Raw genomic sequence first — 19,663 nt, 5'->3', positions numbered from 1 at the left:
ACCGCTAAGTCACTCACATCATGACTTTTTCTTTCAGAACTTATTATCACGCCCGCTCGCGTTTGCTGATGGCTATCCTTGCTGGCGTGGTGTGCTTTTTTGCCCTTCCCGCCCAATCAGGCTATCTGCAGCGGCTGCTGATTAGCTGGAATGTGCTGGCATGGCTCTATCTGTTTTTTATGTGGTTGCGCATGTTACGCACCGGGGTAGAAGATATTCCGCATATCGCCAGAATGCAGGATGAAAGCGCGGGGCTGGTGCTGGGATTGGTGATTCTCGGATGCATGGTCAGTATTCTGGCGATCCTGCTTGAACTGCCCTCGCTCAAACATCTCTCCGGGACACCCCGGCTGATGCATCTGCTGCTGACTGGCGCCACGCTGGTGGTCTCCTGGGCCTTGCTGCCCACCGCCTTTGCTATGCATTACGCTCATCATCACTACCTGCGCCGCAGTAAAGACGTCACGCCGATGATCTTCCCGGAAAAGCCACAGGAACCGGGTTACTGGGATTTCCTCTATTTCTCCTTCACTATCGCCGTGGCGGCACAAACCGCCGATGTGGCGACCGGAACCACCGACATACGACAAATCGCGTTGCTCCAGTCGGTGGTTTCGTTTGTTTTCAATCTGGCGATTCTGGGGTTATCGGTGAATGTCGGGGCCGGGCTACTGAGCTAAACCCACTTTGGCGAAAATGGCCTGCATGTCTTCATGACCCACCACATCCGGGCGACTAAAAAACTGGCTGACAACACGCGCAAATTCCTCAAATGTCTGCGTCTGCTGTTCGGTCTTCTCACGTCCGTGGATAGTGAGATGCTGATTGAACAGATTGTACTGCTCACCGTTACGCAGTCCGGCCATCACCAGGTTATGGCGAAATAGCGAGCTTTCATGCGTCGCGACAAAATGGCTGGCAACCAGGATATCGGGTAACTCACATGGGCGTTCGTCGAACACGTACATCAGTTTTTTACCAGCGTCATCGCCCAGCGAAAGCAGCCACTGGTCACCAGTCCGCTCCAGCAACATCCCCTGTTGCTCGCCCTCTTCCAGCCGCAGCGGTGCAGTCAGGCTGACGCCGCCAAATCCGACATCGGCAAGGTATTTATCACCGTTCAGCGTGACGAGCAGCAACATATGGGTCTGTGGCCGGACTTCCGGCTGCTCCAGCCCCCAGACCACCCGCGCCAGATGTGGCGTCACGGCAAAACCCACCTGCTGCAAAATCTGTCTGAAAAGGAGATTGTGTTCAAAGCAGTAGCCGCCACGGCGCTTAATCAACATTTTTTCCGCGATATCCGCCACCTCGATACTCACCGGGCGACTCAGCAGCGCATCAATATTTTCAAACGGAATGGTCTGCGGCCAGGCACGGTGCAGAACCTGCAACGTCTCCAGGTCCGGCAAAAAGGGGCCGGAGAGATGGGCCGCGCGGGCGAATAACGCAAGATTATCTGGGTGGTTCATGGTTTTTTTCCTGATGATAAGTCTCTCTATGCTAACGTCATTACCAGGCGTGATGTTGATTCTTGTGCGATCAGTATCCGGTGCTGGCATAAATATGAACATGGTTCGGTGTATAGCAATTGCTTTACAAGGCGAGTATGATGTTTGTAAAGCAATTGCTATACAAAAGGAAACCCTATGAAATCTGATGTTCAGCTCAATATTCGGGCTAAAGAATCTCAGCGGGCGTTAATCGATGCCGCTGCTGAACTGCTTCATAAATCACGAACCGACTTCATTCTGGAAATGGCCTGTCACGCAGCGGAAAACGTTATTCTTGATCACCGCGTGTTTAATCTTAACGATGAACAATATGCTGAGTTTATCGACATGCTTGATGCCCCGGTAACAACTAATCCGGCGCTGGATAAACTGCTGGCCAGAAAACCACAATGGGACAGATAACGATCCCTGCCCCACTTGACTCAACCCACCAACTCGCGGAGTTCCATTGTGGAGAAATAGTTCTCGATGAATGGCTCAGGCAACGTGGATTAAAAAATCAGGCGATGGGAGCAGCAAGAACATTTGTGGTTTGCAGATCGAATAGCAAAGAGGTTGTTGGATTTTATTCACTTGCTACCGGCAGCGTGAATCATGCAACGGCAACCGGAAGCCTTCGTCGCAACATGCCCGACCCAATCCCCATCATTATCCTGGCACGTTTAGGGGTGGATACCTCGTTTCATGGCAAGGGACTAGGTGCTGACCTGCTTCATGACGCAATTTTACGCTCATATCGTGTGGCGGAAAATATTGGAGTGCGAGCTATCATGGTTCATGCACTTACAGAAGGGGCAAAAAGTTTTTACCTTCATCATGGATTTAAAGCTTCAACCTCACAGGAAAGAACGCTGTTTCTCCCTTTGAATAACATCTTATAAGCAAGCCACGGCCCGAAACCGTGGATTGTGTTCAAAACAGTAGCCGCCACGGCGCTTAATCAACATTTTTTCCGCGATATCCGCCACCTCGATACTCACCGGGCGACTCAGCAGCGCGTCAATATTTTCAAACGGAATGGTCTGCGGCCAGGTACGGTGCAGAACCTGCAACATCTCCAGGTCTGGCAAAAAGAGGCCGGTGAGATGGGCCGCGGGGGCGAATAACGCAAGATTATCTGGGTGGTCCATGGTTTTTTTCCTGATGATAAGTCTCTCTATGCTAACGTCATTACCAGGCGTGATGTTGATTCTTGTGCGATCAGTATCCGGATACCGGCATAGATATGAACATGGTTCGGTGTATAGCAATTGGAGACCCTATGAAATCTGATGTTCAATTCAATATTCGAGGTCCAATGATGTAAAAACCACACTTAGTTGGGTCTTTCGCTATTCCTTGCCAAATATCGTCAATTGTATCCCGTCTTATCTACCATCTCGACACGAATGGTGTTCGGGTTTTCCTCAAAACCCACCGATACTGTTATGTTGGGATCTTTGCCAATCCAGCAATCTCCGTTTGTATTGCACATTCCTGTTTTTTTATACCCGTTTTTTTCCAGGTAAGTGTCAATTTTGCTTGTATCCGTTGTACCGGAAAAACTCGCCTGATAAATCAGTGCGGGATTGGGGCCGGACACATTGCTGTAATGGAAACTGTAGACGTTGCTAATGCGGGGTATGTTTTTTAGCAATTCCGGAGTATAAAAATTATACTCCCTCTTATCCTGCTCCGTGTAATCAGCACCGTCAGCGAATTCCATACTAAGATATTGCAAGCCATAAAAAAGACCAATTACACAGACAACCAGAACGGCCAGCATAATTTTTAGTGATTTTTTCATGTACGTGGTTCTCCCCTGCCAAAATGGATAAAACCCCGATTAGGGTCAACAATACCGACATCTTCAGATGTCCAACTGTTATAAGGCATGACAGTTTTCATGAAGTTTGGTAATTGCCCAAAGTATGGCCTGCCGTTGGGAGAATAGGCTGGGTCAGGGAATAGCAGCGGTTTGAAAGTTTCATTTTTCCACGAACCTATTTTTCCGTAATGGTCCCACCGCTTTAAAGCCTCATCCTTGCTTACCGGTTTCAGGTAGCCAAACACATTGTTCATACACGACATAACCCGGTAAAAACCGAGCAGGTCTGATACCAGATCTTCACCACTGAATCCGCTATCGGTAGCCCAGCTAAAAGGGAAAGAGCCCTGAAGCCCCTCAAATCTTCGGGCTACTGTCATCATCATGGCAAGAGCAATGCTTTGCTTTTGATGATATGACAGACCTTTTTTGAGACGCCAGGTAATTGATTTACCGATCGTCAGACGACGTTTAAGGCCAATCATGGATTGTTTATATGTAACATCATAAGTTGGTGTGTTTTGGGATTCGCCGCGCAGCATTATCGCCCACAAATTTCGAATATCTGTACCCTGCGCATGTCCGAGATCCACCCAGCCCAATACTTCCGTATATATCAACCCGTATGAACTTCTTTGTGCCAGGTTACCATCAATAATTTCGCTTCTTATACTCATCCTTATTCCCCTTCCATTTGGTAGCAGTCATCAGTTATTGAACTGATATTTTCCGTTAATTCCATAAATAACAATGCTACTTTAGCACGCATTTGCATTAGTTTTTATGTGGACAGAGATACTTGCGGTAAGTAAAGCTACCAACTTAATTGGTACGCTTTTCAGACGAGAATAAGTCGCACGAGAGATACCTGTTTTCTCTGCCACCATTTTCAATGATTGCCCTGCAGGATCCTGTCAAACGCTTAAAGCCATGGCCCGCCAACCCGTGGCTTTAAGCATCAGTTTGCATCAAGAATAACATAACGTTTGGTAGAAACTATTGCGGGTAAGTCATCTTGACTTTCATTCGCAGAGTCAGAGAATGTTCCTCTTCGCGCGATTAACGCAAAGCACTGGAGCTTATCATCGCCTCTCTCATTAACAGGTTCGGCGGCGTGGTCGCCACCGCACTTTTGCTGGCCAGTTGTTCCTCCGAACCCCCTAAATCGCTGGTTACCCCGTTTCCTCCGGTAGCGAAACAGCCTCTGCCAGCACAGCACCCCGTAGCGAGTCAGGAACCGGTGCGTGGCGTCTGGCTGGCGACGGTCTCCCGTCTCGACTGGCCACCCGTCGCTTCCGTCAATGCCAGCAGTGCTGCCAGTCGCATCAGCCAACAACAGCAGGCGCTGACGGACAAGCTGGATAAGCTAAAAAGCCTTGGCATCAATACCGTTTTCTTCCAGGTGAAACCCGATGGCACAGCGCTGTGGCCATCAAAGATTTTGCCGTGGTCAGATATGCTGACCGGAAAAATAGGTGCCGATCCTGGCTATGACCCGCTGCAGTTTATGCTGGATGAAGCGCACAAGCGTGGTATGAAAGTCCACGCGTGGTTCAATCCCTATCGGGTCTCCGTCAATACCAAACCCTCAACCGTAGCGGAGCTCAACGCGACACTGTCACTTAATCCCGCCAGCGTATTTGTCCTGCACCGTGACTGGATCCGCACCGCAGGCGACCGTTTTGTGCTGGACCCGGGTATCCCGGAGGTCAGGGACTGGATCACCAGCATCGTCGCCGAAGTGGTTTCCCGTTATCCGGTTGATGGCGTGCAGTTTGATGACTATTTCTATGCGGAATCGGCTGGCTCCACCCTTTACGACAGCCAGACCTTCAGAAAGTATGGTCAGGGATTTGCGACCAAAGCGGATTGGCGGCGACACAATACCCAGCAATTGATTGAGCAGGTATCGCGTACTATCAAACAGCTAAAGCCCGGTGTGGAATTCGGTGTCAGCCCGGCCGGTGTGTGGCGCAATATTTCCCATGATCCTGCGGGGTCTGACACGCGTGGTGCAGCGGCCTATGATGAGGCTTATGCCGATACCCGCCAGTGGGTACAGATGGGGTTGCTGGATTATATCGCCCCGCAAATTTACTGGCCCTTCTCCCGACAGGCTGCCCGTTATGATGTGCTGGCAAACTGGTGGGCAAATGTGGTGAAACCCACCCATACCCGGCTTTACATTGGCGTCGCCTTCTACAAAGTGGGTGAACCGTCAAAAAATGAACCTGACTGGACAGTGAATGGCGGTGTGCCGGAGCTGAAAAAACAACTCGATTTGAATGAATCAGTACCACAGATTAGTGGCACGATTCTGTTCCGGGAAAACTATCTTAACCAGCCGCAGACACAGGAGGCGGTAAATTATCTGCGCAGTCGCTGGGGAAGTTAGTTCCCTGACATATTGATTAGCATTGCGTAGCAGACGATGAATCAGAGGGCCAACCGTAGCAAAATATACGCCTGGCCCTCTGACCCCATTTAAAACATACCTGCAATTTCACCCATCAGCTTCAGGTCATCTTTGGAAATAGTCGTTGGGTGATTACTGTCATCATTCAAAGAGACATAATAGTCATTGCTTTTCAGCAATATCTTCGCCGTCAATGGTGATGTGTCGGTTAATAACACATTAGAAAATAACTTTTCCATCCGCGCCTGAACATTCCCTGCGCCAGCAAGATTAACTGGCCGACGGTTCATATAGAGTAAAGCACTTTTCTTTGCCTTCTCTTCATCCTTGAGGATTTTAACGCGAGTCTCATTAAAAAATGTCGTGAGCTTGACTCTGGCTTTCGCCATTTTCTTCATGGCGTCCAGCAATTTTTTATTGGTTGCGACCTGGCGATCAGAGAGTAAGTTACGCACCGCCAGCGCGCAGCCGCCTGAAATTCCCAGTACACCAATGGCTCCCAGCGTATAACGCACATAGATATTGCTCATCAGCGCTTCGCCAGCCTGAGCGGCGGCCGTTGTAGCAAAAAGGGAACCTGCTCCCGAGAAAGCACCGATGACAGACACAACCTGGGCAGCCATGGAATAATTACTTTTTTGTGTATCGTCATACACATTGCCGCCGTATCCCTTGACTGAGGTTGAATAATTCTGGAAAACGTCCTGATTATTATCCAGGGTGCTACCAGCCATATTCCTCAGGCCTATTCTCTCCTCCTCATCCCGATGCGGTGCATAATCTTCCTCTGCGATCCGGCGCTGACTGGCGAGCTGTAATTTCATGAATTCGTTCATGATACCCGAGTCAGTGTCACTTTCGAACTGTGCCAGGGTTTCGCTATCCAGTTCATTAACAAAAGTGAGAATAATTCGCAGGTCGTCCTCACTGAGCAGGCTACCCCTTAATACGGACTCGACTTCCAGCGTTGGGTCTGCCATAGCATCTCCTCGTGGTTAAATTATATTTCTTTATTTTGTTTTATATCCCAACCGGATTGAGTTTCAGCACCTTTGGTGCCTTGCTCGGTCTGTTCCCAATAATGCAGCGTCACTTTCGCCGCCTGGAATCGATAGTTAACAACAATCGTGTCAGTGTGACCGACACCGGCAAACTCGACCAGCGTCACCAGCACCTCTTCCAATACGATGCGGGAATATTCCACCTGAGAGCCGCCCGCTTTACATATGGAAATTTCAACTTTATTAACGTGCTTACCGCTGGAACAGAATTTTAAAATGGAGGGTGTTGATTTATCGATAAGTGCCTGGATTTGCAAATCGCGGTAATTGACCTTGCCACTCCCGCCGCCACCGCCCACCGCCATATTACCTTGCTGGGATGCACCCCAGGTAAATGACAGTACATCTGTCCAGTTTTTATGATTTGAATCGTTTGACTCGCCGGTTACACCTTCAACCTTTAAAAAAGTATCTATTGCCATTTTATATTCCCTCAGGAGGTTTGAGATAATTTTCGTGATTAATAAGTAACCTTAACGTATTTTTGTTTCAATATTTTTAACTGGATCTGATAAATTCCAGGAACATTCTTAAAAAGCGAGATGGGGTCGATGCCCGGTCGGGCAAAACTCATATGCAGGCTGAAAATACTGATTGAGGATGCAGTAGAAGGTTGATGGGTAATGACAGGTTACGAAGCCTGGTCATCACCTCACAAAAAAATCCCGGGGAGTCTTATTTACTCCCTTCCGGAGAGGCGGAAAAGTTTATTCAATTTGCTGGCTAAACCAGTCAAACAAAATACTTCTTCAGTAAAATCGCCGTACCATCATCGATCGCCTTTAACACCACCTGTTCAGCCGCCGCAATATCCTGCGCCTGAATCGCTTCCAGCAAGCGATCGTAGTTGTGGCCTTTCACCATCTCAGTTGATTGCGGATAAAGGTAATTCAGGCAGGGGCCAATCTGCACCCAGAGCTGTTCAATTAACGCGACTAACGTCGGCATCTGCGCGTAACCATACAAGGTAAAACGAAACGCCCGGTTAGCCTCCAGCGCGGCCTCCACTTCCCCGTTTAGCTTGGCCTGCATAAAGCGATTACAGAGTTTTTTCAGTTCGGTGAGCTGCTTTTTTGTGATATTTGGCACCGCTATCTTCACTGCCAACCCTTCCAGCTGCTTACGTATCAGCGTGATTTCCTGATAACGCGACAACGGCATCTCCGGTACCAGAAACGCCGCTGCCGGAGTGGCGTTCAGCGCGCCGGCAGACACCAGGCGTAACAATGCCTCACGTACCGGGGTGATGCTGGTCCCCAGCTGCGCGGCCAGATCCCGGGTCACAAGGCGGGCGCCGGGCTTCAGTTTGCCGACAATCAGGGCGCTACGCAGGGTGGCTTCAACCTGGGCGGTAAGGCTTAGCCGTTGTGCTTTTTCCATTTCAATCATGCGTTTTGCCCTTTCCCGGATTGCGCAAATGGTAAGAAGTTTAAATGTTTTGTTGCCATCAATGCTCGCTATAGGATATATCATGTATTACAAAACAAGCGAAGCACAGATTCCTGGCAGCACCACTCTTTTCACTACGTTACCGAATGCATTTTGGGATGAAGTTTATGAGACTACCTGCAGTGAAGTTTGCTACTACAGCATTGTTGTTTGCCCTGTTGCCCACCACCCTGCAGGCAGCAGAACTGACCATTGCCCAACCCGCGTCAGCGACGGCGATGGACCCCGGTTTTCTCAAAGAAGCCGCCACCCTGGTGGATAACATCTTCGATACCCTGGTCCGTCGTGCCGACGACATGTCGCTGCAACCGGGTCTGGCAACCGACTGGAAAGCCATCAATGATACCACCTGGCAATTTAACCTGCGTAAAGGGGTGAATTTTACCGATGGCGAGCCGGTGAATGCCGCGGCGGTTAAGTTCTCCATCGACCGCATTCTGGACCCGGCCAACCATGCCCCGACCATCTCCTACATTCGCACCATCAAATCGGTCGAGGTGGTCAACGATTATCAGGTGCTGATCCATACTAACGGCCCGGATCCGTTGCTGCCAACGCGTATGAGTCGTTATCCGGCTTATATCGTCCCACCCGGTTACGTGAAAAAAGTGGGTGCCAGCGAATTTGCCCGCAAGCCGGTAGGCAGCGGAGCCTATAAGCTTGATACCTTCATCCCGGATGAAAAAGTGGTGATGGTCGCCAACGATGCATACTGGCGTGGCAAGCCTTCGATTGATCGCGTCACCTGGCGTCCGATCCCGGAAGCCACCTCGCGTATTACCGCGCTGCTGACCGGTGAAGTCCAGCTGGTGGAAAGTGTTCCGGCTGACCTGGTCCCGGCACTGAAGAACCGGCCGGGCGTACAACTTGAGCAGGTGAAAGGCGGCGGACTGACCATCTATCTCGGTCTGAAAAACAGCGAAAAACCGCTCAACGACGTGCGCGTCCGTCAGGCGCTGTCGCTGGCGCTGAATCGTCAGGCTTACACCCAGCAGTTGCTGCACGGTTACGGCACGCCAACTGGAACCATGGCCGGTGCCAATGACTTTGGTTATCTGGCTGTACCGGCCACGGTGCAGGATGTGGCGAAAGCTAAAACGCTGCTGGCACAGGCGGGGTATCCGAATGGCTTTACCCTGCGCTTCCAGGCTCCGCGTCGCTATATCGCCAGCGCCGATGTCGCACAGGCTATCGTGCAGGATCTCAGCGCCATTGGCGTAAAAGCGCAGCTGGAAGTGCCAGAGTGGTCGGTCTATACCCAGCAGGTCGCCGCTCAGAAACAGGCACCGATGTATATGCTCGCCTGGGGTTCGACCCAGACGCTGGATGCCGATGCCGCGTTGTTCCCGATTCTGCACAGCGGCGAACCTTACTCCACCGTCAACGATCCTGAGCTGGATAAGTTGCTGGATCAGAGTCGCCAGACAGTGGATGCCGATAAACGCAAAAAACTGCTTGAGCAGATTCAGCAGCGTGTCGCCGAACAGCAACCGCTGATTCCGCTCTATCGCGAAGACACCCTGTATGCGCACAGCGATAAGCTGACGTTTAAAGGGCGCGTCGATGCACGTATCCCGCTGTACGATCTGAGGCTGAAATGATTACGCCAGCGGCAGCCTTACAACGTCGCCCACGCCGTATGTTCTACGGTGACGCCCTGATCGGCAGCGTGCTGCTGTTGGTGGTGATTGTGGCTGCGTTGATCGCTCCCTGGCTGCCGCTGCCTGATCCCTTAACCAATCAGCTGGCCGATATGTTTCTGCCACCCGGTAGCGCCGGTCACTGGCTGGGTACCGATCAGCTGGGACGCGATTTATTATCACGCATTCTGGCAGGTACCCGCCTTTCATTGATGGTAGTGGTGCTGGCCGCCGCAATCGGTGCCGTGGCGGGTGTCGCGCTCGGCATGATTGCCGGTTACGCCGGTGGCTGGGTCGATGCCCTGATTATGCGCCTGATCGATATTCAGCTGGCAGTGCCGTTTATTCTGCTGATTTTGCTGGTGATTGCGCTGATGGGAACCTCCACCACCAACATCATCGTCATTATGGGAGTGACCAGCTGGGCGATTTATGCGCGCGTGGCCCGCGCCAAAACGCTGGAAATCCGCGAGCTGGAATACATTCAGGCGGCGAAGGCGATGGGATTCTCGCCGCTGCGCATCCTGTTGCGCCACATTCTGCCCAACCTGCTAACCCCGCTGGTGGTGCTACTGACGCTGGATATTCCGCGTCTGATTGTGCTGGAAGCCTCGGTAGGTTTTCTTGGCATGGGGATTCAGCCGCCGACTCCCACGCTAGGTAATCTGATTGGCGAAGGCCGTTCCTATATGTTGCTGGCGCAATGGCTGGTGTTGTATCCCGGCCTGGTGATTGCCGCGCTGGTGATTGGCTGCAACCTGTTGGGCGATGCGCTGCTGCGTCGCACTCACACGAGGCTTGACTAAAATGCTGAACATTTTAATCAACCGCCTTGGCCAGTCTGTGCTGGTGTTGCTGGGTGTATCGCTGCTGATTTTCTTCAGCCTGCATCTTACCGGCGATCCGGCGGCATTGATGATGCCGCCCGGCTCCAGCCAGCAGGAGATTGCTAACTTTCGTCACAGCATGGGGTTCGATCGCCCACTGCTTTGGCAGTACGGCCATTACCTGAGCGGCGTGCTACAGGGCGATTTTGGCGAATCGCTGCGCTACAGCCAGCCGGTGCTGGCACTGATAGGCGAGCGGCTGCCTGCCACCGCCCTGCTGGCCGTGAGCGCGCTGGTCTGGAGCTCGTTACTCGGCCTGTTGCTGGGCATTATCAGCGCCCTGCGGCCGCACAGTTTCTGGGATTTGCTTTGCCGCCTGGTGGCCTTTAGCGGCCAGGCCGTGCCGGTGTTCTGGCTGGGGCTGCTGATGATCTTATTCTTCAGCCTCCATCTGCAATGGCTGCCCTCAAGTGGTTACGGCAGTTTTGCCGCGCTGATTATGCCCGCCATCAGCCTGGGGGCGTTTTATATGAGCGCAGTCGCCCGTCTGACCCGGGCCAGCCTGCTGGATGTACTGCAACAGGATTATATCCGTACCGCGCGAGCCAAAGGCCTAAGCGCCTGGCGTATCGTGGTACGGCATGGATTGCGCAATGCGCTGATTCCGGTGATTACCGTGCAGGGCATGTATTTTGCCTCCCTGCTTGGCGGAGCGCTGGTAACGGAGATTATTTTTGCCTGGCCGGGGATTGGTCGTCTGGCCATTCAGGCGATTCAGAACCGCGACTTCCCGCTGGTGCAGGCTATCGTGCTGTTGGCTGCACTGGTGTTTGTCGCAATTAATTTGCTGATCGACCTGCTTTATCTGGTGCTTAACCCGAGGATCCGTCTGTGAGCCGACTTGCTGCCACCTTAGACCTGCTGAGTGAGTTAACGCGCTGGCCAAGCGTGGCGGGTCAGCTTGCGGCACAGCGTGGCCTGGCCGCCTGGTTAGAAAACTGGATGGTGGAGCAGCTGCACGCAACGGCCATCTATCCGGTCGACGCGCAGCCCGCAGATACCCCACCCGTGGTGCATGTGCGTATCGATACCGGTGCCAGCAAAACCGTGGTGCTCTACAACATGTACGACGTGATGCCTGCTGATGACGCTGGCTGGGATGTGCACCCGTTCACTGGCGGCGTTTGCCACTGGGACGCGCTGGGCGATGTCTTCGTCGGACGTGGTGCCGAGAATAATAAGGGGCCGGTAGCGGCGATGCTGATCCTGCTGCGCGAACTGTTGCAGGACAACCAACTCGCCTGCAACCTGGAGGTCCTGCTGGAAGGCGAAGAGGAAATTGGCAGCGGCACGCTGCGGCGTTATCTCGCGCAACAACCCTGTCCCGTTGCGCCTGCCGAGGCGGTGCTGTTTCCGTCACTGTGTGAATACGGCGGCGGTGCGCCCCGTGTTTATCTCGGCTTTACCGGCCTCGCGACCGGTCGCTTAAGTGTCACCGGCGGCGACTGGGGTGGCCCTTCATCCGCCATTCATGCCAGCAATGCCGGCTGGATTGCCAATCCCGCCTGGCGTCTGGTACAGGCGCTGGATGCCCTCGCACCCGCCAGCCAAAGCGGTGTGCTCGGCCATATCACCCCCGATGATGAAGCCACCGGGTTGCTGACCACGCTGGCGCAGTCGTTCAGCATTGATGACGAATTACGTTTCCGGCGCAGCCAGCGCCTGATGATAGAAGGTGACACCGTCACCTGCCTGCAAACGCTGCTGGGCAGCGCGGTGCTGACGCTGGCGGAATTACACAGCGATCCCACCGGTGGACGCGGGGTGATCCCTTATCGCGCCAGTGCCGAACTGGCCTTCCGCATCCCGCCAGATTTTGATCAGGACCGGATGATTGCCAGCGCGCAGCAGCGTCTCGCGCAACCGGATCTCTCCGGCACCACGCTTGAGTTATTGGATCGCTATCCCGGCACCCGCTTCCGTCGCCACGCGCGCGGCGTCGATGAACTGATAGCCAGCTATCAGACGCTGGGAGCGGAACCGCAAATCTGGCCGTGGGCACCGGGCTGCGCCCCTGCCTACGCCTTCGCCGCTATTGCGCCCGCCTTTCTGATTGGCGGGCTGGGTCACGGCGGCAACGCCCATGCCGTAAACGAGTTTGTCACCCTGACTGGACTGGAACGCTTCCAGCAGTCACTGAGCTTATGGCTCGCCGCATTCAATGATCCGGCCTTTGGCCGGGTCGCGCCACACCAGGGAAACACCAGAGAAGTACCAAAACAAAATATTACAGGTAACAACCATGAAGACAGTCGATGAGTTTAAACGCGTTCCGTTGGGGTTTTTCCCAACGCCGCTCGAGCCGCTACCCCGGCTCGGGGAGGCGTTGGGGATTTCTTTCACCATCAAACGCGATGATTACAGCGGCTTCGGCGGCGGCGGCAATAAAGTCCGCAAGCTGGAGTACCTGATGGCAGAAGCCTGTCAGGCGGGCGTCAACGTGGTGATCACCACCGGCGGACATCAGTCAAATCACGCCCGCATGGTCGCAGCGGCGGCGCGTAAGTTTGGCATGCGTCCGGTGCTGGTCCTGCGTGGCAATCCTCCCGCCAGCTGGCAGGGTAATTTGCTGCTCGATAAGCTATTTGGTGCCGAGGTGCAATTTCTCGACCCGGATGGCTACTTCACCCAGATCGAAGGGGCGATGCAGGCCCACGCCGATGCGGCTACCGCACGCGGCGAGAAGCCGATGATCATCCCGCTGGGTGGTGCGACACCGCTCGGCGCACTGGGTTATGTCCGTGCGGTTGAGGAAATCGCCGCACAGCTGGCCGAACGCAACGAACCGGCACCGGATTTTATCGTGGCACCCACCGGATCCGGCGGCACCCTCGCGGGTCTGCATGTCGGCACCCGTCGCTACTGGCCGCAAACGCAGGTCATTGGCATCAGCGTCAGCGCCAAAGCGGAGTGGTTCCAGCCGCGTATTTCAGGCATGGCGCAGGATTGTGCCGACCTGCTGCAATGGCCGCAACGCTGGCAACCGGAAGATATCTGGATAGAGGACGGCTACGTGGGCGAGGCTTATGGTATCCCGTCTGCGGGCGGTATCGACGCCATTTATCAGCTGGCACAGCAGGAAGGCGTGTTGCTTGATCCGGTTTACACCGGTAAAGCCATGCACGGATTGCTGTCGCTGGTTGAACAGGGGCGTATTCCCCAGGGATCCCGTGTGACTTTCGTGCACTGCGGCGGTTCCCCGGCACTTTATCCTTTCGCCGATCGGCTGCTGGAGCAGTAAATGCGCATGCTGGATGAAGCAACCGTCGCGCTGCTGGGTGGAGACGATCCCGCACTGGCGCTGGCGGATGTCCGGGCAGTGATCGGGTTAATGCGTTCCGGTGAGGCTCACATGCCCGCTGAGAACCACGTTGACCTCGATACCCCGCTCGGTAAAGCCTATGCACTCCCTGCCAGGGTTGGCGGACATTTTAATGCTGCTGGCGTGAAGTGGACCGCACACCGCCCGCAGCGCCCTGATACGTTACCCGCCGCACTGGCGGTGACGCTGATTAACGATGCGCAAACCGGCGTCCCCCGTGGCCTGCTGGCCAGTGGCGCATTAACGGCCGCGCGCACAGCCGCGGTGACGGCGCTGGCGCTGCAATATGCCGCTCCGCGTCCGGTGAAACGCGTCTTGCTGCTGGGCGCGGGTCTGCACGCACAAGCGCATCTGCGCATGTTGCAGCATCTGTTTCCTGCCCTGACGCAGATCGGCATGTGGAATCGCACGCCGGAAAAAATTGCCGGCTTCTCCAGCATCACACCTGAACCCGATCTTACCGCCGCGCTGACTCGCCCCTATGACGCTGTGATTACCTGTACCAGTGCCGCACAACCCATCGTCGATGCCTGCGCGGTACAGCCTGGCCGCTTGATCGTCCAGGTGGGTTATCACGAAGTGAGTTTTGCCGCGATCAAGGCCAGCAGCCAGGTCGTGGTCGATGCCTGGGGCGATTTTGCGCAGCGCAGTGCGAAAAGCCTGTTTCAGATGTATCGCGCAGGTGAGTTTGCCGCGCAGGACGTGGCCGCCACGCTGGAAACGCTGGTGCTCGATGGCTGGCGGCCCGCCGCCGATGACAGCGTTTATTTCTCTTCCTTCGGACTGAACGTGTTTGATATCGCTCTCGCCGCCCGCGTGCTCGCAGCCGCAGAGCAACAGCAGCGGGGAACGGTATACTCCCTGTTTAATGAGGTCGCTGATGATCATTAAGGCCAATGCGCTGGCGGTGAGAAAGTCGCGGGGTGAACATTTCCTGTTGATTGATGTGCGCGACGTGGGAGAGTGGCGATCCGCCACGCTACCTGATGCTCATCACTGTAACGTTTACGACTATTTTATTGCGGACAGCACGCCAGCAGGACTGGAAGTGATGGCCGCCGAAGCAGCGGCAGCACTCCAGCCGCTGTTTGCGGCTTATCCTGCTGCGACGCCGGTGTTTTTCGAACAGCAGGTCGGTATGCGATCGCCGCGCGGATCCTGGTTTGCCTGGTTGCTGGGCCGGGATGATGCATTAATCCTTGATGGCGGCATCGATGCCTGGGTCGCCGCAGGAAACGGACTGCAACCCGGTGAAGGATTAAGTTACACCGTCACGCAACAGGCGTCTTTACCCGCGGTCAGCTGGGACAAACGCTGGGCTTGCAGCCGTCAACAGGTTATCGCCGCTGATGGCAAAAAAGTCATTAACGTGGATGCGCGTCGCCCGACCGAATTTGATGGCAGCTTTGTGCACGAATGTTGTCATCGCGCCGGACGTATTCCACACTCCGCGCTGCTGTTCTGGGAAGATGTGGTGGAAAATGGCCACTTTCTGCCCGTCGCGGAAATTGCCCGCCGTGCTGAAGCAGCGGGTCTGCCACGCGAAGCGCAGTTGCAGGTTTATTGCCATCGTGGTGCCCGGGCGGCCACGGTGCTGGCGGCGCTCAACATGGCCGGTTATGACAACGTTGCCATCTATGTCGGTTCCTGGCATGAATGGGCAGAACACGACGAACTCCCGCTGTTACCCTGAATCCCGGAGAAAGTCGATCGGCGTCGATTTTTTCCGTTCCTGACCAGGATGTAATAGGTCCGATATCGGGTATTCAGGGAGGAACACATGTCGATTGTCTCATCTTCATCTGGCCCGCAGCCGCTTAATCGCGCCTCCGCTGAGCAGCCAGAAATCCGTCTCGCCCGTATCGTGCAAATACACAATACGGTCCATCAACACGGATCCAGTATCGCCACCAAAGCAGGTGAAGCGGTACTGAAAACGCTGCAATCCTGCATCACTGATTATCCTTATCGCCCCGGAAAACCGCATTCACCCGAGTTAAACAACACGCTGGAAAAAATCGTCACCGCCATTCTGACTAACGGCGCAACATCGCAAGCGGATGCTCCGTCATTTACCGCTGCCGATATTGCCAGCGAAGCGGTATTTATCCGTGCCATGGACCGTGAATATCCAAAGGCAGGAAAGTGGGTACAGGAGTTGAAAAAAATATTAGCTGAAGCAGGCACACCCCCACTGACAACCGAGAACAATTACAATGTCCTGCGCGTGAAAGTTGCGAAGAATCCGCTCTGCCGGTTGCTGTTAGCCATTAACCAGCACACATTCAGGCAGGAAATCATGCAGGCTACGCTCCCCGTAGCGCCTCAGGGTGAACATCACTCCCCGGAATCTGGACATCCACGCTTACAACGTATGCAGCATGAGATCGCCGCTACCCGGACCCGATTAGCCCAGGCTGAAGTTAAACGTTGCGGAATAGTCCGTGAATACATTGATAAAGCTGAGGTGGAATTTCTGGCCAAGTTAACCCTTGGTATCCGGGTCAGCATGCGTGATGTTGACGACATACTGGAACATAATCGCCATCTCGATGACAGGGATCTCACTCTCCTGAAGCGGCGATTGACCATTATTGTGCAAATTGAAGACGCTGTGCAGCGTGTCATCAGACAGGATATTGAAAGCAATGAAGACCCATTTCTTGAATGGGCCTTATTTGCTTCAAATTACGATATTAATAAAGTATTCCAGGCTCACACCGTGCAACAACTCCAACTGAGCGCTGAGGAATACCACAAACAACGCGCCAGATTAGAACTGACGCAAATACAAACCTATCGTGATGACCAGCTGAATAGCATTTTTTACCGGGAAGCGACCTTCCATATCACTCCCCCGTTACAGAGACGCTGACCGCCCGGCCAGTGCCTGCTGAATGTTGGGGGCGGCTGCCAGTAGTTGACGGGTATAACTCTCCTGAGGATCCCCTACCACGCTGGCAGTGGCACCGGCTTCCACGATCCGACCGTGATACATCACCACCACCCGGTCACAAAGCTGCTGGACCGCACTGAGATCGTGACTGATAAACAACACCGACAAACCCAGCTTTTCCCGCAGCTCGCTGAACAGCATCAGGACCTGGCCTCGCACCGAGAGATCGAGCGCAGCCACGGCTTCATCTGCCACCAGTAGTTTTGGTTCCATCGCCAGCGCACGGGCAATGGCGATGCGTTGACGCTGCCCACCGGAAAACGCGCCGGGCAGGCGGCTGGCGTGTTCCGGCTTTAATCCCACCAGCTCCAGCAACTCATTGACGCGCGCCTCAATGCCCTTACCGTGGCGCAATTGCCAGACACGTAACGGTTCGGCAATCTGTTCTCCGACCGTGATTTTTGGATTCAGGCTGGCATAAGGGTCCTGGAAAATGATTTGCGCATGACGACGTAACTTACTGAGTTGCCTACCCTGCAGCCGTTGCCCCTGAAACTGGACTTCACCACTGTCTGCCTCGATCAACCCAATCGCTGCGCTGCCCAGGGTGGTTTTACCCGAGCCAGACTCACCAATCAGACCGACGATTTCTCCTGGCTGGATTTGCAAACTGGTGGGATGCAGCACCGTCTGGCGCCTGGCTGGCCATAATGGCAGCCGGCCTGGTATCGGGTAACTTTTACAAATGTTGTTAAGCACCAGCAATGGCGTCTGAGCCGCATGGGCAGGGGCCGCCGGTGGGAGATGAGACAGCGAAGCATCAATCAGCTTGCGCGTATAAGGATGTGCGGGCGTGCCGAGCGTGCTGACCACATCCCCCTGCTCAACCAGACGCCCCTGCTGCATCACGCAGACCCGATGCGCATAGCGTGCCACCACGGAGAGATCGTGGGTGATCAGCAGCATGCCCATCCCCATTTCCTGTTGCAGTTCCTGCAACAACGTGAGGATTTGCACCTGGATAGTGACGTCCAGTGCGGTGGTGGGTTCATCAGCGATCAGCACATCAGGTTGTCCGCTGATAGCACTGGCGATCATCACACGCTGGCGCATGCCACCCGAGAGCTGATGAATATATTGCCGCGCCCGTTGCTGAGGATTGACGATACCCACCCGGTCGAGCAGTGCTATCGCTTCACGTTGCGCCTGCTTCCAGCTGAACTGGCGATGGCGCACCAGCACCTCCGCAATCTGTTCACCAATGCGCAGCGTAGGGTTCATGCTGGTCATCGGTTCCTGAAACACGGTGGCGATGCGGCAACCACGCAGCGACGCAATGCGACGCGCATCCAGCACCTCGTCCTGAAAGCGCAACGTTCCTGCGGTTTGCAGGACGTTTGCAGGCAGCAGGTTCATCAACGCCAGCGAGGTCAGTGTCTTGCCGGAACCCGACTCCCCCACCAGCGCCAGGATTTCCCGCTGGTCGAGATGGAAACAGACATCATCCACCAGCACACGGTTGTCATGCGTTGCCAGACTGAGGTGTTCTACACAGAGCAGGCGCGTGGCTGCATTCATAGGGTCATAGATCCGAAAAAAGCGGAAAAATACAGGATATATCCTGAGAGAAAAGCCAACAAGAACGTTAGGTTATGACGGGAGGATTAAGGATATAAGGGAGAGGTTTTTCTCGCGTTCCGCAGCGGTCAGGCAGCTCATGGTGACTAAACGGGTGAGAAATGCCTGGTTAGGTGGCACTGGGTCTGTACAGGTCAGTAGCAGCCTCCGCAGAAAAAAATCGCCGTATGTTTTTCTGCGGAGCTTTTGCATGTCCTCTATTTAAGTATGTTAATCATGTTTTTTCTCTGCATAACAAAAAACCGTCAGGCCACCTAATCTGTTCTGCCTGAAAAATAAAAGTTCAATTGAACAAAGCGCCTTTAATATTGCATTAGTAAAAACATTGTGCTTTTTAAGTTGAGAGCTTTTGTTTTTACTCCTCCTTGACAGGAGACGAGTTGCAATCGCTAAAGGTAATACCATTCCAAAGTAGTAACATGACTTATTAATAGATAAACCGGATTTTTCAACGCTATTCTCAAGTTGAGAAAGCGTATAACGTCTGCGATGTTCCAGAAAGTCATCATGAGGGCTCCATAACCACTCAAATGCCGGGACACTGATGAGGAACTTTGTACCAATATCAACCTTTTTTACATAATGACTCAGAAGATCAACGTCATCATCGACGTGTTCCATTACATCCATCAGTAATACCAGGTCTGAATGTGATTTTTCTACCTCACGGACAAAATGTATAGATTTTCCGTTCTCAGTCAGTGTTTCTTCTTTTTCATAACTAATATCGACACACAAAGATTCTGATGCCGTGGTATTATTCAATAGAAATTTAGAAAAATAGCCAGACCCGGCACCAACATCCATAATTTTGCAAGGTGAGATACTATCCATTATCTTTAATAAGGCTTTTGATTTAGAAATGTAATACCAGTGTTTATTAACATGATCGCCAAGTATCTCTACTTCTTTTATATCCATATTCCCCTCAAAACATAATCCATTGTCTCACTGCTTTCCGATTCTGTAAGACGTTACAGCCTCCATTTCTGGCAATGAATCTTCACCATAGCAAAACACTATCGTATTGATT

Annotated in this window: 21 protein-coding genes; 12 read left to right on the top strand and 9 right to left on the bottom strand. The window is 53.5% G+C overall.

Translation table 11 applies throughout. The annotated features are described in order from the left end of the window. Positions 1–20: 20 nt before the first annotated feature. Positions 21–680, top strand: a complete 660-nt coding sequence (locus CUN67_RS23925; RefSeq protein ID WP_208717981.1) for a DUF1345 domain-containing protein — start codon at positions 21–23, stop codon at positions 678–680. Here CUN67_RS23925 and CUN67_RS23920 read toward each other — a convergent pair. Next, a complete protein-coding gene (locus CUN67_RS23920; RefSeq protein ID WP_208717980.1) occupies positions 669–1,472 on the bottom strand; it encodes an arylamine N-acetyltransferase family protein in 804 nt (267 codons plus the stop codon). The two genes, CUN67_RS23925 and CUN67_RS23920, sit on opposite strands and share 12 nt — an antisense overlap. Positions 1,473–1,649: 177 nt before the next feature. Between CUN67_RS23920 and CUN67_RS23915 the strand changes: the two genes are divergently transcribed. Further along, positions 1,650–1,916: a DUF1778 domain-containing protein gene (locus CUN67_RS23915; RefSeq protein ID WP_208717979.1), complete on the top strand. Its 267-nt coding sequence runs from the start codon at positions 1,650–1,652 to the stop codon at positions 1,914–1,916. Then, entirely contained in the window at positions 1,904–2,395 is a 492-nt protein-coding gene (locus CUN67_RS23910; protein ID WP_208717978.1) for a GNAT family N-acetyltransferase, read from the top strand. The genes CUN67_RS23915 and CUN67_RS23910 overlap by 13 nt, the downstream gene beginning before the upstream one ends. Here CUN67_RS23910 and CUN67_RS23905 read toward each other — a convergent pair. From CUN67_RS23905 to CUN67_RS23895, 3 genes are all read right to left on the bottom strand, one after another. Further along, entirely contained in the window at positions 2,390–2,644 is a 255-nt protein-coding gene (locus CUN67_RS23905; RefSeq protein WP_208717977.1) for an arylamine N-acetyltransferase, read from the bottom strand. The two genes, CUN67_RS23910 and CUN67_RS23905, sit on opposite strands and share 6 nt — an antisense overlap. A gap of 221 nt (positions 2,645–2,865) precedes the next feature. Continuing rightward, entirely contained in the window at positions 2,866–3,300 is a 435-nt protein-coding gene (locus CUN67_RS23900; RefSeq protein ID WP_208717976.1) for a hypothetical protein, read from the bottom strand. Next, positions 3,297–3,998 carry a hypothetical protein gene (locus CUN67_RS23895; RefSeq protein ID WP_208717975.1) on the bottom strand — a complete coding sequence of 234 codons (702 nt, stop codon included), beginning with the start codon at positions 3,996–3,998 and terminating at the stop codon, positions 3,297–3,299. The genes CUN67_RS23900 and CUN67_RS23895 overlap by 4 nt, the downstream gene beginning before the upstream one ends. Before the next feature lie 395 nt (positions 3,999–4,393). On the opposite strand from CUN67_RS23895, the gene CUN67_RS23890 reads away from it, so the two are divergent. Beyond that, complete coding sequence (locus tag CUN67_RS23890) at positions 4,394–5,716, top strand: glycoside hydrolase family 10 protein (RefSeq protein ID WP_208719452.1); 1,323 nt, start codon at positions 4,394–4,396, stop codon at positions 5,714–5,716. Positions 5,717–5,805: 89 nt separating this feature from the next. Here CUN67_RS23890 and CUN67_RS23885 read toward each other — a convergent pair whose 3' ends face one another. The 3 genes from CUN67_RS23885 to CUN67_RS23875 form a co-directional block, all read right to left on the bottom strand. Further along, on the bottom strand, positions 5,806–6,717 hold the full coding sequence (locus CUN67_RS23885) for a hypothetical protein (protein WP_208717974.1): 912 nt from the start codon (positions 6,715–6,717) through the stop codon (positions 5,806–5,808). A 20-nt stretch (positions 6,718–6,737) separates the two neighbouring features. Then, on the bottom strand, positions 6,738–7,220 hold the full coding sequence (locus CUN67_RS23880; RefSeq protein ID WP_208717973.1) for an Hcp family type VI secretion system effector: 483 nt from the start codon (positions 7,218–7,220) through the stop codon (positions 6,738–6,740). A gap of 310 nt (positions 7,221–7,530) precedes the next feature. Next, complete coding sequence (locus CUN67_RS23875) at positions 7,531–8,187, bottom strand: GntR family transcriptional regulator (protein ID WP_208717972.1); 657 nt, start codon at positions 8,185–8,187, stop codon at positions 7,531–7,533. A 167-nt stretch (positions 8,188–8,354) separates the two neighbouring features. Between CUN67_RS23875 and CUN67_RS23870 the strand changes: the two genes are divergently transcribed. The 8 genes from CUN67_RS23870 (at position 8,355) to CUN67_RS23835 (ending at position 16,971) form a co-directional block, all read left to right on the top strand. Then, complete coding sequence (locus tag CUN67_RS23870) at positions 8,355–9,848, top strand: ABC transporter substrate-binding protein (protein ID WP_208717971.1); 1,494 nt, start codon at positions 8,355–8,357, stop codon at positions 9,846–9,848. Further along, positions 9,845–10,693, top strand: coding sequence for an ABC transporter permease (locus CUN67_RS23865; RefSeq protein WP_208717970.1), 849 nt, complete (start codon positions 9,845–9,847; stop codon positions 10,691–10,693). Before CUN67_RS23870 ends, CUN67_RS23865 begins: the two co-directional genes overlap by 4 nt. A gap of 1 nt (position 10,694) precedes the next feature. Next, positions 10,695–11,609, top strand: coding sequence for an ABC transporter permease (locus CUN67_RS23860; protein ID WP_208717969.1), 915 nt, complete (start codon positions 10,695–10,697; stop codon positions 11,607–11,609). Next, complete coding sequence (locus CUN67_RS23855; protein WP_208717968.1) at positions 11,606–13,033, top strand: M20 family metallopeptidase; 1,428 nt, start codon at positions 11,606–11,608, stop codon at positions 13,031–13,033. Before CUN67_RS23860 ends, CUN67_RS23855 begins: the two co-directional genes overlap by 4 nt. Then, positions 13,017–14,015, top strand: coding sequence for a 1-aminocyclopropane-1-carboxylate deaminase/D-cysteine desulfhydrase (locus CUN67_RS23850; RefSeq protein WP_208717967.1), 999 nt, complete (start codon positions 13,017–13,019; stop codon positions 14,013–14,015). Before CUN67_RS23855 ends, CUN67_RS23850 begins: the two co-directional genes overlap by 17 nt. Beyond that, the gene (locus CUN67_RS23845) at positions 14,016–14,987 is read left to right on the top strand and encodes an ornithine cyclodeaminase (protein ID WP_208717966.1); all 972 of its coding nucleotides are present in this window, start codon (positions 14,016–14,018) and stop codon (positions 14,985–14,987) included. Next, the gene (locus CUN67_RS23840; protein ID WP_208717965.1) at positions 14,977–15,789 is read left to right on the top strand and encodes a rhodanese-like domain-containing protein; all 813 of its coding nucleotides are present in this window, start codon (positions 14,977–14,979) and stop codon (positions 15,787–15,789) included. The genes CUN67_RS23845 and CUN67_RS23840 overlap by 11 nt, the downstream gene beginning before the upstream one ends. A gap of 87 nt (positions 15,790–15,876) precedes the next feature. Continuing rightward, positions 15,877–16,971 carry a hypothetical protein gene (locus tag CUN67_RS23835; RefSeq protein ID WP_208717964.1) on the top strand — a complete coding sequence of 365 codons (1,095 nt, stop codon included), beginning with the start codon at positions 15,877–15,879 and terminating at the stop codon, positions 16,969–16,971. Here CUN67_RS23835 and CUN67_RS23830 read toward each other — a convergent pair. Together CUN67_RS23830 and CUN67_RS23825 are read right to left on the bottom strand one after the other, a co-directional pair. Beyond that, positions 16,957–18,570, bottom strand: coding sequence for a dipeptide ABC transporter ATP-binding protein (locus CUN67_RS23830; protein WP_208717963.1), 1,614 nt, complete (start codon positions 18,568–18,570; stop codon positions 16,957–16,959). The two genes, CUN67_RS23835 and CUN67_RS23830, sit on opposite strands and share 15 nt — an antisense overlap. A 270-nt stretch (positions 18,571–18,840) precedes the next feature. After that, positions 18,841–19,551: a methyltransferase domain-containing protein gene (locus CUN67_RS23825; RefSeq protein WP_208717962.1), complete on the bottom strand. Its 711-nt coding sequence runs from the start codon at positions 19,549–19,551 to the stop codon at positions 18,841–18,843. Positions 19,552–19,663: the final 112 nt, after the last annotated feature.

It is taken from the genome of Pantoea cypripedii, from assembly GCF_011395035.1.
Classification (GTDB): Bacteria; Pseudomonadota; Gammaproteobacteria; order Enterobacterales; family Enterobacteriaceae; genus Pantoea; species Pantoea cypripedii_A.
This window is presented reverse-complemented; position numbering and strand designations above follow the sequence as displayed.